This is a genomic window from Kiloniellales bacterium (assembly GCA_030066685.1).
In the GTDB taxonomy this organism is placed as follows: Bacteria; Pseudomonadota; Alphaproteobacteria; order Kiloniellales; family JAKSBE01; genus JAKSBE01.
This window is the reverse complement of record JASJBF010000023.1, coordinates 18535-31870: the sequence shown is the minus strand read 5'-3', so window position 1 is coordinate 31870 and position 13336 is coordinate 18535. Positions and strand designations below refer to the sequence as shown.

Genomic DNA, 13336 nt, shown 5'->3' with positions numbered 1-13336 from the left:
TCGCCCGTCGACTGCCCGCTCGTGCTGACCTTAGGTCCCTCGGAGAGCCACCCCCTCCCAACCCTCCCCCATCAAGGGGGAGGGCTTTGAAGCCAGCGGCCGCCTACGTCTCCCTCCCCCTTGATGTGGGAGGGCTTAAGTGAGCGGCGGGCTCAGTCTTGCTCCCTCCCCCTTGATGGGGGATGGGGCGCGCAGCGCGGCGCTTCGCGCGGGTGGGGGTGACACAACGGTCTTTGCAAACCGGCGGCGAACCAGCCTTCTCACGGTATTCCTGATCGAACCGCGCCCACCCGCACAGCCTCAGAGCGCCGCGACCGCGCCGTCGCTGCGCGGGTCGCTGGCGCCCTCCAGGAGCCCGTCGTCGTGGCGGACCACCGCGCCGGCGTGGCCCATCAGGTCGGTGATCTCGGCGACCGGCTCGACGTCATGGCCGGCCGCCTCGAGGGCGTCGATCAGCGCCGGCGCGAAGCGGCGCTCCAGCTTCAGGGTCGTGCTCTCGGCGCCCCAGGCCCGGCCGAGCAGCCAGCGCGGCGCGGTCACCGCGGTCTGCAGCTCCTGGCCGAATCCGGCGTAGCGGCTGAAGACCGCCGCCTGGGTCTGGGGCTGGCCCTCGCCGCCCATGCAGCCGTAGGCCAGGACCCGGCCGTCGCCGAAGACCGCGAGCGCCGGGTTCAGGGTGTGGAAGGGCTTGCGGCCCGGCACCGCGGCCCGCGGCAGCGCCGGGTCGAGGGCGAAGCTGCTGCCCCGGTTCTGCAGCAGGATCCCGGTCTCCGCCGAGACCACGCCCGAGCCGAACTCCCAGAAGATGCTCTGGATGTAGCTGACCACCCGGCCCTCGGCGTCGGCCGCGGCCAGCCAGACGGTGTCGCCCGGCCCCGGCGCCGGCTGCGGCCAGGCCAGGGCCCGGCGCCGGTCGATCGCCGCGGCCAGGGCGTCGAGTCGCGCGGCCGCCAGGAAGTCCTGGGCCGGCGCCGCCATGGCTCCGGGATCGGCGACCTCCCGGTCGCGGACCAGGAAGGCCTGCTTGGTCGCCTCGACCAGGCCGTGGATGTGGTCGAAGCCCTCGGCCTCGGCCACGGCCAGGCGGTCGAAGAGGCCGAGGATGATCAGCGAGGCCAGGCCCTGGGTCGGCGGCGGCAGGTTGTAGACCCGAGCCCCGCCGGCCTCGGGCCGGCCGGCCAGCTTCAGGTCGAGGGTGAGCGGTTCGACCTCTTCCGCCGCGCCGGCCTCGAGGTCGGCGGCGGTGAGCGGCGAACCCGCCGCGGCCAGGTCGGCGGCCAGGGCCCGCGCCAGCGCGCCGCGGTAGAAGTCGTCGAGGCCGGCCTCGGCCAGGCGCCGCAGGCTGGCCGCCAGGGCCGGCTGGCGAAAGCGGCTGCCCACCGCCGGCGCGGCGCCGCCGGGCAGGAAGGTCTCGGCGAAACCGGGCAGGGGCGCGAGCTCGCCGCGCTTGGCCGTGGTGGTGTCGAAGAGGCTCCGGGTCACCGGCGCCCCGGCCTCGGCGTAGTGGATCGCCGGCGCCAGCAGGCGCGAAAGCGGCAGGCGGCCGCCCAGGGCGGCGGCCTGCGCCAGCGCGGCGGCCCAGCCGGCGACCGCGCCCGGCACGGTGTTCACCGCCAGGGGACCGCGCGCCGGAATCTCGGCCAGGCCACGGTCGCGGTAGAAGTCCGGGGTCACCGCGGCCCCGGCATGGCCGGCCGCGTCGATCGCCCGCGGCGCGGCGCCGGGGGCTGAGATCAGCCAGAAGCCATCGCCGCCCAGGCTGTTCATGTGCGGGTAGACCACGGCGACGGTCGCCGCGGCGGCGAGCATGGCCTCGACCGCGTTGCCGCCCTCGCTCAGGATTCCCAGGCCGGCCTCGGCGGCGAGGTGGTGCGGGGCGGTCACCATCCCGCCGTAGGCCCGCGGGGTGTTGAGCATGATCCCTCTCCTTCTGCGCGGCGTAGAGATTATCAATAAACGCCGCTGCGCCCGCAGGCCAACCGGCCGAGCCTCACGGTGGGCACGAAGGCGCAAGCTAGCGCAAAACACGGAGGCCTCGCCATGGCGACCAAGATCCTAAGCCTGATTACCGCCCTGTTCCTCGCCCTCGGCGGTACCGCGCTCGCCCAGGAGGCATCGAGCCTCGACGCTGCGGAGCGTGGCGCGATCCGCAAGGTGATCGAAAGCCAGCTCGCCGCCTTCCAGAGGGACGATGCGGCCGGCGCCTTCGCCTTCGCCTCGCCCAAGATTCAGGAGATGTTCGGCGATCCCGCGACCTTCATGACGATGGTGCGCAGCGGCTACCAGCCGGTCTACCGGCCGCGCCGCTTCGAGTTCCAGGACGTCCGGGATGTGCAGGGCCAGCCGGCCCAGGAGGTCTTCTTCGTCGGCCCCGACGGGGGCGAGGTCCTCGGGATCTACATCATGGACCAACAGCCCGACGGCCGCTGGCGGATCGACGGGGTCTACCTGGTCAAGCCCGAGGACACCGGCGCGTGACTCGGCGCAGCGGCGGCGAAGCTTGGCGCTAGGTTCTCTCCCTTCGCGTTGCGGCAGGCCCCGGGCTTCGCTTTAATCGGCGGGCAGCCTCGATCAACTCCGGGATCCTCAAGCATGACCGGCGTCTATCACCGCTCCTTTCCCGTCTCCTGGCAGGAACTGCACCGTGATTCCAAGGCCCTGGCCTGGCGCCTGATCGAGCGCGGCCCCTGGGCCGGTGTCGTCGCGGTGACCCGCGGCGGCCTGGTGCCGGCGGCCATCGTCGCCCGCGAGCTGGAGCTCCGCCTGATCGACACCATCTGCATCGCCACCTACGACGATCGGACCCGCGGCGAGCCGAAGATCCTCAAGGAGGTGCCGGGCGACGGCGAGGGCTGGCTGATCATCGACGACCTGGTCGACACCGGGAAGACCGCCAAGGTGGTCCGCGACATGCTGCCCAAGGCGCACTTTGCCACGGTCTACGCCAAGCCGGCCGGCCGGCCCCTGGTCGACACCTTCATCACCGAGGTCAGCCAGGACACCTGGATCCTCTTTCCCTGGGACACCGAGCCCCAGTCGGTCCCGCCGATCGCCCGCGGCGGCCTGGGAAGGTAGCCGCGGCCGCGGCAATCCGCGCGCACGGAAAGCCCGCTCAGTTAACGCTTGTTAAGGCAGTTCGGCGCTACAACGGCGGTCCTGGAGCATGGTCGTGTCACGCCGCAGCGGCGTGACGCGTGAATCATGCTCTAACCTGTTCAAGTAGATCAAGATTCACGGCACGGATCGATCCAATCTGAGCCGATCTTGATCTAGCGAACTGCCGCGGCGGAGCAGTAAATGCGCGTCCTCTACGTCGAAGACGATCACGCCATGGCCCGCACCGTCGAGCTGATGCTCAAGCAGGCGGGCCATGTCTGCGAGACCACCGATTCGGGCAACCAGGCGATCGACCTGGCCCGGTCCAAGGACTACGACGTCATCCTCTTGGACATCATGCTGCCGGACATCGACGGCTATGAGGTGATCCAGCAGGTCCGGGAGTCCGGGGTCTCCACGCCCTTCCTGATCCAGTCCGGGCTGGTCGACCGCGACCGCCTGCCAGACGGCGTGTCCTTCGGCGCCAACCACTTCCTGGTCAAGCCCTTCAGCAAGGGCGAGCTGGTCAAGAAGATCGACGAGACGATCAAGGACGCCAAGGCGACCGCGGTGCCGGAGTCGCCGGCCTTCAAGCCCCCGGCGGACGCGCCCGAGGAGCCGGAGCTCGACGACACCCCCGCCGAACGCCGGGTGCACCGCCGCTTCCGCACCCTCAAGTCGGCCCGCATCGTCTGCGACGACCCGGTCGACTGCGTGATCGTGAACCTCTCCTACAGCGGCGCCGCGATCAAGGTCCTGCAGGACAAGGAGCTGCCCCGGCAGTTCATCCTGACCCTGAACTCCGGCCCGGTCCGCCGCTGCCGCCTCTGCTGGCGCCACGGCGACAAGATCGGCGTCAAGTTCATCTAGGCGGCTCCGGCCACTCGGTTTTCCTCCCCTGTCATCCCCGGACTTGATCCGGGGATCCACAAGGCCGGTCATTTTGGGGCCCAGTCCGGCGTTCCGTTCCTTCGATGGATCCCCGGATCGAGTCCGGGGATGACATTAAAAGTAGAAACCGCGCCGCCAAGGCACAGCCGCGACTTCCCCGCCCCTAGCCCACCTTGGCCTCGGGGTCGCCGGCGCGGGCCTTGAGGGCGTGGCCGGCGAGGGTTCGGCCCAGGTCCCAGACCCCGCCCAGGCTGTGGGCCTGGCGGAGCACGGCCTCGAAGGCGCCGACGGTCCATTCGATGTCGGCCTCCTCGATCACCAGCGCCGGCAGCAGCTTGATCACCGGCAGCTCGCTGCCGGCGACCTGGGCCAGGATCCGATGGTCCTTCAAGAGCGGGATCAGCAGCAGCTGGCAGAACAGGCCCTTGCGGGCCCGCTCGATCATGGCATAGGCGGCCTTGAGCTTGAGCGAGCGCGGCGCGCCGAGCTCCAGGCCGATCATCAGGCCCTTGCCGCGCACCTCCTTGACGAATTCCATGGTCGCCAGGCGGTCGCGCAGCGCGGCCATGAGCGCCTCGCCCCGGGCTTCGGCCCGCGCGATCAGGCCCTCCTCCTCGAGCACGGTCAGGGCCGCCAGACCCGCCGTCATGGCCATGTCGTTCTTGGAGAAGGTCGAGCCGTGGACCACCGCCCGGTCCATGCGGTCGAAGACCCGGTCGAAGACAGCGCGCCGGCAGGCGACCGCGCCCAGGGGCACGAAGCCGCCCGACAGCGCCTTGGCCAGGGTCACGATGTCGGGCTCGACCCCCCAGTGCTCGCAGGCCAGGAAGCGGCCGCTGCGCCCCAGGCCGCACTGGATCTCGTCGGCGATGAAGAGCGCGCCGTGCTTGCGGCAGAGCCGCGCCGCCTCGGCCAGGTAGTCGCCCCGGGGCAGGTTGACGCCCTTGCCCTGGATCGGCTCGACGATGAAGGCGGCGACCTCGCCCCTGGCCAGCTCCCGCTCCAGGGACACTAGGTCGTTGAAGGGCACCTCGACGCAGTCCGGCAGCAGCGGCTCGAATCCCTCGCGGTAGAGGGCGTCCGCGGTCACCGAGAGCGCGCCGTAGGTGAGGCCGTGATAGCCGTGGCTGCAGTAGACGATGCGCCGCCGGCCGGTCGCGCAGCGGGCGAACTTGAGCGCCGCCTCCACCGCCTCGGCGCCGGAGTTGCAGAAGTAGTACTTGTCCAGCCAGGGCATGAAGCCGTTCAGCCGCTCGCCGAGCAGCCCGGCCAGGGGCGAGACGTCGAGCTGCACCATGCCGGCCAGCTGGCCGTCCAGGACCTGCCTCAGCGCGGCGGCGACGCTCGGATGGTTGCGGCCCATCGCGAAGACGCCGAAGCCGCTGAGGTGGTCGAGGTACTTCCGGCCCTCGCGGTCGTAGAGGTAGGCCCCCTCGCCGCGGACGTAGTCGACGTCGAAGCCGATGGTCTTGAGCACGCGGACCAGCTGGCCGTTGAGATAGCGCTCGAACAGGCCGTACTTCTCGGCCCCGCGCGCCCGGAGCAGCTCGTTCAGGTCCAGCGACACGGAAACGACCCCTTCCCCCCACAGTCGCAACCAGGCCGCAACGGTAACCTGCCGCCGGCCGATGGCAAACCTCGATTTCGGGTAGGGCCCGGCCTCATCCGGCCTTGGTCGGGCGGCGCTCCCGGTGCAGCGGCCAGTAGGTCTCCATGGTCAGATAGGTGAAGGAGGCCGACCAGGTGATCATCAGGAGGCCGGCCAGGGATTCGACGCCGGCCAGAAGGCGCAGGCCCTCCAGCGGGTAGACGTCGCCGATGCCGAGCGTGGTGTAGCTGACCACCGAGAAGTAGACCATGTCGGGCAGGGTCGAGATCGGCTCGCCGCCGAAGCTGCCCAGGCCCAGCCAGTGCAGGCCGAGATGGTAGCCGACGGCCCAGAGCGAGACCTCCAGGGTGTGGGCGGCGAAGATCGCCGCGACCACGAAGAGCAGGCGCGGCCGGGGCGACAGGAAGGAGAGCTTCGGCGCCAGCTCGGAGGTCAGCCGCAAGGCCTCGTAGTGGATGGCGATGGTCATCAGCACCAGCAGGGCCGTGACGGCCATGGCGACGAGCATGGCGGAGCTCCTTCTTCCTGTTTTCGGGCTTCCTGTTTTCGGGGCCGCAGACCGCCGGATCCCCCTTCGGCGACCAGCATGCGCCGCCCGGCCGGCAAGGCAAGGGCCGACGCGGCGCCCTCTCGCCTTGACCCGGCCCCGGCCGGCCGACAGATTGCCCGCGAGATGCTGCAGATGGTCAAAGCCCGCCCCGAGATCCGGCTCAAGCCCGAGGCGCACAAGCGCCTGCTGCAGGGCCATCCCTGGGTCTTCTCCAACGAGATCGTCATGGACCCGGAGGCCAAGGCGCTCAAGCCCGGCGCCGTGGTCCGCCTGGTCTCGGCCGGCGGCGAGGCCCTGGGCACGGCGATCTTCAACCGCCGGCCCCTGATCGCCGCGCGCCTGCTGTCGCGCGACCCGGAGGCGGCGATCGACGAGGCCTTCTTCCGCCGGCGCCTGGAAGCCGCCCTGGCCCTGCGCGCGCGCTTCTTCGAGCAGCCCTTCTACCGCCTGATCCACGCCGAGAGCGACGGTCTTCCGGGCACCATCCTCGACCGCTTCGGCGACTGCGTGGTGCTCCAGGTCAACACCGCGGGCATGGACAGCCTGCTGCCCGAGCTGCTGGCCGCCGTCGACAAGGTCCTGGCGCCCGCCACGGTGGTGCTGCGCAACGACAGCCCGGCGCGCGAGATGGAGGGCCTGCCCAGCGAGTTCCGCATCGAGAAGGGCACCCTCGACGGCCCGGTCGAGGTGATCGAGAACGGCGTGCGCTTCCTCGCCGACCTGCGCGAGGGTCAGAAGACCGGCTGGTTCTTCGACCAGCGCCGCAACCGGGCCCGGGTCGCGGCCCTGGCGAAGGACGCCCGGGTGCTCGACCTCTACTGCTTCTCCGGCGGCTTCTCGGTCCAGGCCGCGGTGGCCGGCGCCGCCGAGGTGACCGGCGTCGACCGCTCCGAGGCCGCCCTCGAGCTGGCCCGCCAGGCCGCCGCGCTGAACGGCGTCGAGGCGCGCTGCCGCTTCGAGAAGCGCGAGGTCCTGGTCCACCTCGGCAAGCTGGCCGAGCGGGGCGAGACCTTCGACATCGTGGTCTGCGACCCGCCCGCCTTCATCAAGTCCAAGAAGGACTACTGGCAGGGCCTCAAGGGCTACCGCAAGCTGACCCGCCTGGCGGCCCGCCTGGTCGCCCCCGGCGGCCTGCTCTTCGTCGCCTCCTGCTCGCACCACGCCGACCTGCCGGCCTTCACCCGGGAGGTCGGCCGCGGCCTGGCCGCCGCCGGCCGCGAGGGCCGGATCCTGGTCACCGCCGGCGCCGCCCCCGACCACCCGGTCCACCCGGCCCTCCCCGAGACCGCCTACCTCAAGGCCCAGCTCCTGGCCCTGGACTGAGACGAGGCTTGCGGCCCGAGGGCCTCGCGGGTAGCGTCCCCGGCCCCACGGAACCCCAGGCAAGGAGATCCGTCATGTCCAGGAAGCGTAAGCACCGCCTCTCCTTTTGAGGCCCCCTCCGCCGAAACCATGAGCAAGCGCCGGCGCGGCTTCCCCTCGGAGGCCCGGGTCAAGCGCGGCCCGCGCGTCGTTCACGGCGACGTCGAGCTGGTCGAGAAGCTCGGCCGCAACGACCTCTGCCCCTGCGGCTCGGGACGGAGGTTTCAAGCGCTGCTGCCTGAAATCCAAGCGCTACGACGGCGCCGAACGCGCCCACTACTTTCAGGGAGCGGTGATCGATCGTCGCCGCTCTCACCTCCAGGCGATCTCGAGCATGCCGTCCGTCGTGAAGCGGTGGTTGGGCACGGCGAGGTTCCTGGGCGCCGGACCGCTGCGGATGCGGCCCGAGGTGTCGTAGACCGAACCGCAGCAGAGGCAGTACCAACCGCCATAGCGACCGCGGTCGAGCTTGCTCGGCCCGGTGATCCCACTCCAGCCCTGCCAGTAGAGAGCGTCGTCACCTTGGCCGGCGAGCGAACAGCTTCGGAAGGTACAAAGCCCCACGAGGACCAGCCAGGCATCCCGCCTGACCCGGTCGCCGTCAGGTTCGGGGTCCTTGAGGCTCGCCCTGTCGCCTGCCTTCGCTGCGGCGATCTCCGCCGTCGTGCGATGGCTGACGAAGACTGGCCCGATACCGCGAACCAGCACAATCCGCCGCTCGCCTTCGGCGAAACCCTTGAGGTCGACGTAATCGGGAACACGCTCGTCGGCTGCCGGGTTGAGGCTGTCGATCAGAGGCCAGGCCGCTGCGGCGAGGCCGGCGGCGCCCAGCACAGCGGCGCTGCGGTAAAGGAAGCTGCGTCGCTCCGGGTCGGCAGCCAGTGACGCGGCCATGGGCTTCTCGGCCATGATCGAAGACCCTCCTGGTCTCAGTCTAGCGGCCGAACCTTAACGCCCCTGCCGGCCCGCCCCCTCACGCCACCTTCTTCTCCCGGCGCAGGGTCCGGCCCTGGCTGAGCGGAAGGACGAGCTGGAAGCAGGTGCCCTCGGCGGTGCTCTCCTTGAGCCTGAGCTCGCCGCCGTGGGCGCGCAGCAGCTCGCGGGCGATGGCCAGGCCGAGGCCGGAGCCGCCCGGGCTGGTCGAGCCCTTGAAGGGCTGGAAGAGGTTCTCGCGGGCCCGCGGCGAGAGCCCCGGGCCGTTGTCGGCGACCTCGATGACCAGGCGGCCGTTCTCCGGCGCCGCGGTGACCTGCACCGTGGTGGCGCCGGCCTGGAGCGCGTTCTGGCCCAGGTTGGCGAAGACCCGGAAGAGCTGGTCCCGGTCGGCCTCCATCTCGATGCCCGGCTCCAGGCGGCAGTCCCAGGCCGCGGCCCCGCCCTCGGCGGCCGGCAGGGCGCCGCCGACGTCGTCCAGCAGGTCCTTGAGGTCGAAGTGCGAGAGCTCGAGGCGGATCGGCCCCTCGCCGGTGAAGTTCAGGGTCTGGGCGCAGAGCTTGACCGCCCGGTCGATGGCCGCGACCAGAGTCGGGGTGACCCGCCGCACCTCCGGGTCGTCGCTGCCCGCCAGGCGGTCCGAGACCAGGCTGGCGGTCGCCAGGATGTTGCGCAGGTCGTGGTTGATCTTGGTCACCGCCGTGCCCAGGGCGGCCAGGCGGGTCTTCTGCTGCAGGGCGCCGCGCAGGCCCTCCTGCATCCGGGCCAGCTCGCGCTCGGCCAGGCCGACCTCGTCGCTGCGCTCCGAGGGCCTGATCACGTTGTGGACGTCTTCCGGGTCGTCGCGGAAGGCGATCATGATCTGGGTGATGCCGCGCATGGGCCGCACCATCAGGCGGTGCAGGCTGAGGTAGACCAGGGCCGCGGTGAACAGCGAGATGACCAGCGACAGCGCCAGGATCCGCTGCGAATAGCCGAACATGGCGGCGCGCAGCGGCGCCTCCTCCAGCACCACCTCGACCTGGACCCGGGGGTTCTTGGGCGAGGCGCCCATGACCCGCAGGACCCGGCCGTCGCCGGCGGCCATGGCCATAAAGGCGTCGCCGATCAGGCTGAAGAAGCCGGCCTCGTTCAGGTCGTAGCTGCTGTCGACCGGGCCCGGGGACTCGGTCATCAGCATCAGCTTCTCGCCCTCGGGCTTCTTCAGGCCGACGGTGGTGGCGCCGACGTGGGTCAGCAGCTCCTGCTCCAGGGACTCCGAGACCATGTTGTCCGGCGTCGCCTCCAGGGCCAGGATCGCCAGGTGGCCGGCGGCCAGGCGCTCCTCCAGGTAGCTCAGCCGGAAGCGGCCGATCGATGGCGCGTAGATCAGCACCTCGGCCAGCATCACGAAGGTGATGGTCAGGATCAGCAGTTGCGCCGAGAGGCTCTTGGCCCAGGGCGGCAGGCTGAGTTTCGGCACCGTCATGGCCGCGACTATACCATGTCCCCGCCGCCCCGACAGGACCGGCGCGGGGCCGGCCGCGGCCAAAAAGTCCGGCGCGATGACGCCCCGCGAAGTCGAGGGAGCGGCTCGCAAGGCGACCATCGCGCCGACCGCTCGGGGTGCGGACGAGGTTCGCTGTGCCGGGTCGGACCGGCGTGCAGGGAGGTGCCGAGGCGCAGAGTTTCGGGTCCGGTCACGGCGCCGCCTGAGCAGTGTTCCGCTGGATCCAGTATGGCCCGCCCCCGCCCCGGCGCCGAATCACGAGGCGCGGCCCGCGCTTCAACTCCGCGTGAAGCCCGCCCGAGACCATCCGGCAGCTGGCTGCCCGCAAGATACGCCGGGTTCCCCACCAGCTGTCATGCCCGGACTTGATCCATGGCTGTCCGGTTTAGATCGGAGCGGGTCGAACCCTACGCCTCCTCCCCCTTGATGGGGGAGGATACAGGAGGGGGTGGCGGCCGACAGGCCGCAGAAATCGGCTCTCAAGGGCTGGGTCCGAGCCGGGATTACCCCCACCCCGGCCCTCCCCCATCAAGGGGGAGGGGGTCCCGCTCCAATCTTGCAGCCGAAGTCCCGATTTGCCTCATCGCCGGCAAACCCGAGTCAAGCAAAGCATCCTCGGCAGTCCTGCTGCGCTAAACCGGACAGCCGTGGACTTGATCCGGGCATCCATCTTGACGCCGCACCATGGATGGCCGGATCAAGTCCGGCCGTGACGGCGAGAGAGCGTGACTGTCCGCGAGAAGGCCGGCCGATTGAGAACCCCGAGGCCGTCTTCGACGCGCCTTGGCATTACCCGAAGACCCTGAGGAAGCGCACCAGGCGGCGGGTGCGGGGGCTGAACAGCGAGGGGGTGTAGAAGCCGCCGGCGGCGCGCTTGCTGACCTCGCTGAAGGTCGGATAGGGCGCGACCGCCTGGGCCAGGGCGCCGATCTTCAGGCCGGCCGAGATCGCCAGGACCCAGGGCAGGATCAGCTCGCCGGCCTGGGCGCCGGCGATCGAGCAGCCCAGGACCTTGCCCCGGGTGCTGGTCACCGCCTTGACCAGGCCCTCGGTCCGACGCTCCGCCTGGGCTCGGTCGTTCTCGGCGAAGGGCCAGCGCAGGATGCGGATCGCGCCGTGGCTTTCCCGGGCCTGGGCCTCGGTCAGTCCGACCTGGGCGAGCTCCGGCTCGGTGTAGGTGACCCAGGGCACCGCCGCGGTATCGGCCCTGGCCGGCAGGCGGAAGAGGATGTTCTTCAGCGCCACCCCGGCGTGGTAGCCGGCGACGTGGGTGAACTGCAGCCCGCCGGCGACGTCGCCGATGGCGTAGACCTTCTTGTTGCTGCTGCGCAGGCGCCGGTCGACGGTGATTCCGCGGCGGTCGTAGGCGACCCCGGCCGCCTCCAGGTTCAGCCCCTCGACGCCGGGCTGCCGGCCCGCGGCGACCAGCAGCCGGTCGCCCTCGACCCGGCCCGCCTCGCCGTCGCGCTCGAAGTGGACGAGAACGCCCTCGCCCTCGCGCTCGACGCGGGTCACTCGGCTGTCCTCGAAGAGCTCGATCCCGTCGCGGCGCAGCGCCCGGCGCAGAACGGCCACGCTCTCGGGCTCGTCCTTGGGCAGGATCGAGGCCATCTCCAGAATCGCGACCTCGCTGCCGAGGTGGCGGAAGGCCTGGCCCAGCTCGCAGCCGATCGCGCCGCCGCCGATCACGACCAGGCGCTTCGGCCGCTCGCTCAGCTCGAAGACGGTCTCGTTGGTCAGGTAGGGCAAGTTCTCCAGGCCCGGGATCGGCGGCACCAGGGGGGTCGAGCCGGTCGCCACTACGAAGCGGCGGGCCCGGATCCGCTGCCCCTCGGTGACCACCTCCTGCGGCGAGGCGAAGCGCGCCTCGGCCTTGATCACCTTGACCCCCAGGCCCTCGAAGCGCTCGACCGAGTCGACGGGGGCGATCCCGGCGATGACGCCGTGGACGTGGTCGTGGACCCGCCGGAAGTCGATCTCCGGCACGGCGAAGTCGACCCCGAAGGGCGGCGCCGCGGCGCCGGCGGCCGCCGCCTTGCCGGCGGCGAGCAGGGCCTTGGAGGGCACGCAGCCGTAGTTCAGGCAGTCGCCGCCCATCTTGCCCTTCTCGATCAGGACCACCTCGGCGCCCATCTGCGCGCCGCCGGCGGCGACCACCAGCCCGGCGGAGCCGGCGCCGATGACGCAGATGTCGGGTTTCAGCAGCTCGGTCATCCCGGTCCCCGGCCCGTCCCGCGCCGCTTCAGTTCCGGCCGGAGTGGTCGGTGACGGCCTTGCGCGCCTTGAGATGGCGGTAGACCACCGGGATCGCCGCCAGCACTGCGAGGCCGATCAGGGGGCCGAGGACGGAAGGAGACCACACGATGCCGAGGTCGGGATCCTCGCCGGCGTCGAGCACCGCCCCCAGGCCGTGCCCGACCCAGGTGTAGACGATGCTGCCCGGGATGATGCCGAAGAAGGTCCCGATCGCGAAGATCCGCAAGGGCACACCGAGCAGCGCCGGGACGAAGTTGACCACGAAGAAGGGGAACAACGGTACCAGGCGCAGGATCAGCATGTAGTTCAGGGCGTCCTCGCGGAAGCCCTCCTCCATCTTGCGCAGCGCCGGCCCGGCCTTTCTGTGGAACACGTCGTAGAAGGCCGTGCGCGCGGCGACGAAGAGGACGATGGCGCCGAGGGTCGCGCCGATCACGCTGCAGGCCGTGCCCCCGACGAGACCGAAGAGGAATCCGCCGGTGATCGTGACCAGCGCCGCCACCGGCAGGGAGAAGGCGACGACCACGACGTAGACCAGGATGTAGACCGCGGCCGTGAGGACGGCGTGCTCGGCGACTTGCCGGGACAGCCAAGCGCGCTGCGCCTTCAGGGTCTCCAGCGTGATGTAGTGGTGCAGGTCGAAGGCAAAGAACAGGATCAGGCCGGTCAGGAGCACGGCGATCGGGATCAGCCGGCCGGGGCTGAAACGGCGGCCCGGACTGTCATTCGGCATGCTGGGCGTCCCGGCGGATGACAATGACCTGGCGGATGAGAATGGCTTACGCTCCCTCTCGCCGAAGCTTTCCGGAGTCAGGACCCGGAGTCCACTCAAATCCGCGCCCGCGGCGGGATTTCCCCTGCCGTGGCGGCCCGCGGCCGAGCTTCGCCCGGGACCGGCCGGTCGGCCGCTGCAAGCGCGGAATTCCGCGGCTTGGGAGCCGTTGACAGGGGCCGGGCCGCCCCGTATACAGCCCCGTCATCCGAAAGAGAAGAACCCGTCGACGGAGTAACCCTCGTGAAGCGCACCTATCAGCCCAGCAAGCTGGTCCGCAAGCGCCGCCATGGCTTCCGCGCCCGCATGGCCACGGTCGGCGGCCGCAAGGTGCTGGCCCGCCGCCGCGCCAAGGGGCGCAAGCGCCTGTCCGCCTGA

At 70.9% G+C, this 13336-nt stretch carries 12 protein-coding genes; 5 read left to right on the top strand and 7 right to left on the bottom strand.

Features of this window, described 5'->3' with window-relative positions:
* Window positions 1–300 precede the first annotated feature (300 nt).
* Window positions 301–1917: a gamma-glutamyltransferase gene (locus tag QNJ30_13950; GenBank protein MDJ0944565.1), complete on the bottom strand. Its 1617-nt coding sequence runs from the start codon at window positions 1915–1917 to the stop codon at window positions 301–303.
* Window positions 1918–2040: 123 nt separating this feature from the next.
* Between QNJ30_13950 and QNJ30_13945 the strand changes: the two genes are divergently transcribed.
* The 3 genes from QNJ30_13945 (at window position 2041) to QNJ30_13935 (ending at window position 3966) form a co-directional block, all read left to right on the top strand.
* Window positions 2041–2478, top strand: a complete 438-nt coding sequence (locus tag QNJ30_13945) for a DUF4864 domain-containing protein (GenBank protein ID MDJ0944564.1) — start codon at window positions 2041–2043, stop codon at window positions 2476–2478.
* Window positions 2479–2592: 114 nt separating this feature from the next.
* Window positions 2593–3075 (top strand): xanthine phosphoribosyltransferase, encoded by a 483-nt coding sequence (gene gpt, locus QNJ30_13940; GenBank protein MDJ0944563.1) that lies wholly within the window; start codon window positions 2593–2595, stop codon window positions 3073–3075.
* Window positions 3076–3297: 222 nt separating this feature from the next.
* Window positions 3298–3966, top strand: coding sequence for a response regulator (locus QNJ30_13935; GenBank protein ID MDJ0944562.1), 669 nt, complete (start codon window positions 3298–3300; stop codon window positions 3964–3966).
* 184 nt (window positions 3967–4150) lie between these two features.
* On the opposite strand, the gene QNJ30_13930 is transcribed toward QNJ30_13935, so the two are convergent.
* Window positions 4151–5554, bottom strand: coding sequence for an aspartate aminotransferase family protein (locus QNJ30_13930; protein ID MDJ0944561.1), 1404 nt, complete (start codon window positions 5552–5554; stop codon window positions 4151–4153).
* 94 nt (window positions 5555–5648) lie between these two features.
* Window positions 5649–6104, bottom strand: coding sequence for a potassium channel family protein (locus QNJ30_13925; GenBank protein ID MDJ0944560.1), 456 nt, complete (start codon window positions 6102–6104; stop codon window positions 5649–5651).
* Window positions 6105–6278: 174 nt separating this feature from the next.
* Between QNJ30_13925 and QNJ30_13920 the strand changes: the two genes are divergently transcribed.
* On the top strand, window positions 6279–7469 hold the full coding sequence (locus QNJ30_13920) for a class I SAM-dependent rRNA methyltransferase (protein ID MDJ0944559.1): 1191 nt from the start codon (window positions 6279–6281) through the stop codon (window positions 7467–7469).
* Between the two features lie 351 nt (window positions 7470–7820).
* On the opposite strand, the gene petA is transcribed toward QNJ30_13920, so the two are convergent.
* From petA to QNJ30_13900, 4 genes are all read right to left on the bottom strand, one after another.
* On the bottom strand, window positions 7821–8417 hold the full coding sequence (gene petA / locus QNJ30_13915; protein MDJ0944558.1) for a ubiquinol-cytochrome c reductase iron-sulfur subunit: 597 nt from the start codon (window positions 8415–8417) through the stop codon (window positions 7821–7823).
* A 64-nt stretch (window positions 8418–8481) separates the two neighbouring features.
* The gene (locus QNJ30_13910; GenBank protein MDJ0944557.1) at window positions 8482–9909 is read right to left on the bottom strand and encodes a HAMP domain-containing sensor histidine kinase; all 1428 of its coding nucleotides are present in this window, start codon (window positions 9907–9909) and stop codon (window positions 8482–8484) included.
* A gap of 810 nt (window positions 9910–10719) precedes the next feature.
* On the bottom strand, window positions 10720–12144 hold the full coding sequence (locus QNJ30_13905) for an FAD-dependent oxidoreductase (GenBank protein ID MDJ0944556.1): 1425 nt from the start codon (window positions 12142–12144) through the stop codon (window positions 10720–10722).
* Window positions 12145–12172: 28 nt separating this feature from the next.
* On the bottom strand, window positions 12173–12919 hold the full coding sequence (locus tag QNJ30_13900) for a VTT domain-containing protein (protein MDJ0944555.1): 747 nt from the start codon (window positions 12917–12919) through the stop codon (window positions 12173–12175).
* A gap of 282 nt (window positions 12920–13201) precedes the next feature.
* Here QNJ30_13900 and rpmH point away from each other — a divergent pair, with 282 nt between their 5' ends.
* The gene (rpmH, locus tag QNJ30_13895) at window positions 13202–13336 is read left to right on the top strand and encodes a 50S ribosomal protein L34 (protein ID MDJ0944554.1); all 135 of its coding nucleotides are present in this window, start codon (window positions 13202–13204) and stop codon (window positions 13334–13336) included.

Bases quoted from the DNA above. Each gene is read 5' to 3' on its own strand.
- QNJ30_13950 (MDJ0944565.1), bottom strand. From the start codon at position 1,917: ATGCTCAACACCCCGCGGGCCTACGGCGGGATGGTGACCGCCCCGCAC.
- QNJ30_13945 (MDJ0944564.1), top strand. From the start codon at position 2,041: ATGGCGACCAAGATCCTAAGCCTGATTACCGCCCTGTTCCTCGCCCTC.
- gpt (MDJ0944563.1), top strand. From the start codon at position 2,593: ATGACCGGCGTCTATCACCGCTCCTTTCCCGTCTCCTGGCAGGAACTG.
- QNJ30_13935 (MDJ0944562.1), top strand. From the start codon at position 3,298: ATGCGCGTCCTCTACGTCGAAGACGATCACGCCATGGCCCGCACCGTC.
- QNJ30_13925 (MDJ0944560.1), bottom strand. From the start codon at position 6,104: ATGCTCGTCGCCATGGCCGTCACGGCCCTGCTGGTGCTGATGACCATC.
- QNJ30_13920 (MDJ0944559.1), top strand. From the start codon at position 6,279: ATGGTCAAAGCCCGCCCCGAGATCCGGCTCAAGCCCGAGGCGCACAAG.
- petA (MDJ0944558.1), bottom strand. From the start codon at position 8,417: ATGGCCGAGAAGCCCATGGCCGCGTCACTGGCTGCCGACCCGGAGCGA.
- QNJ30_13910 (MDJ0944557.1), bottom strand. From the start codon at position 9,909: ATGACGGTGCCGAAACTCAGCCTGCCGCCCTGGGCCAAGAGCCTCTCG.
- QNJ30_13905 (MDJ0944556.1), bottom strand. From the start codon at position 12,144: ATGACCGAGCTGCTGAAACCCGACATCTGCGTCATCGGCGCCGGCTCC.
- QNJ30_13900 (MDJ0944555.1), bottom strand. From the start codon at position 12,919: ATGCCGAATGACAGTCCGGGCCGCCGTTTCAGCCCCGGCCGGCTGATC.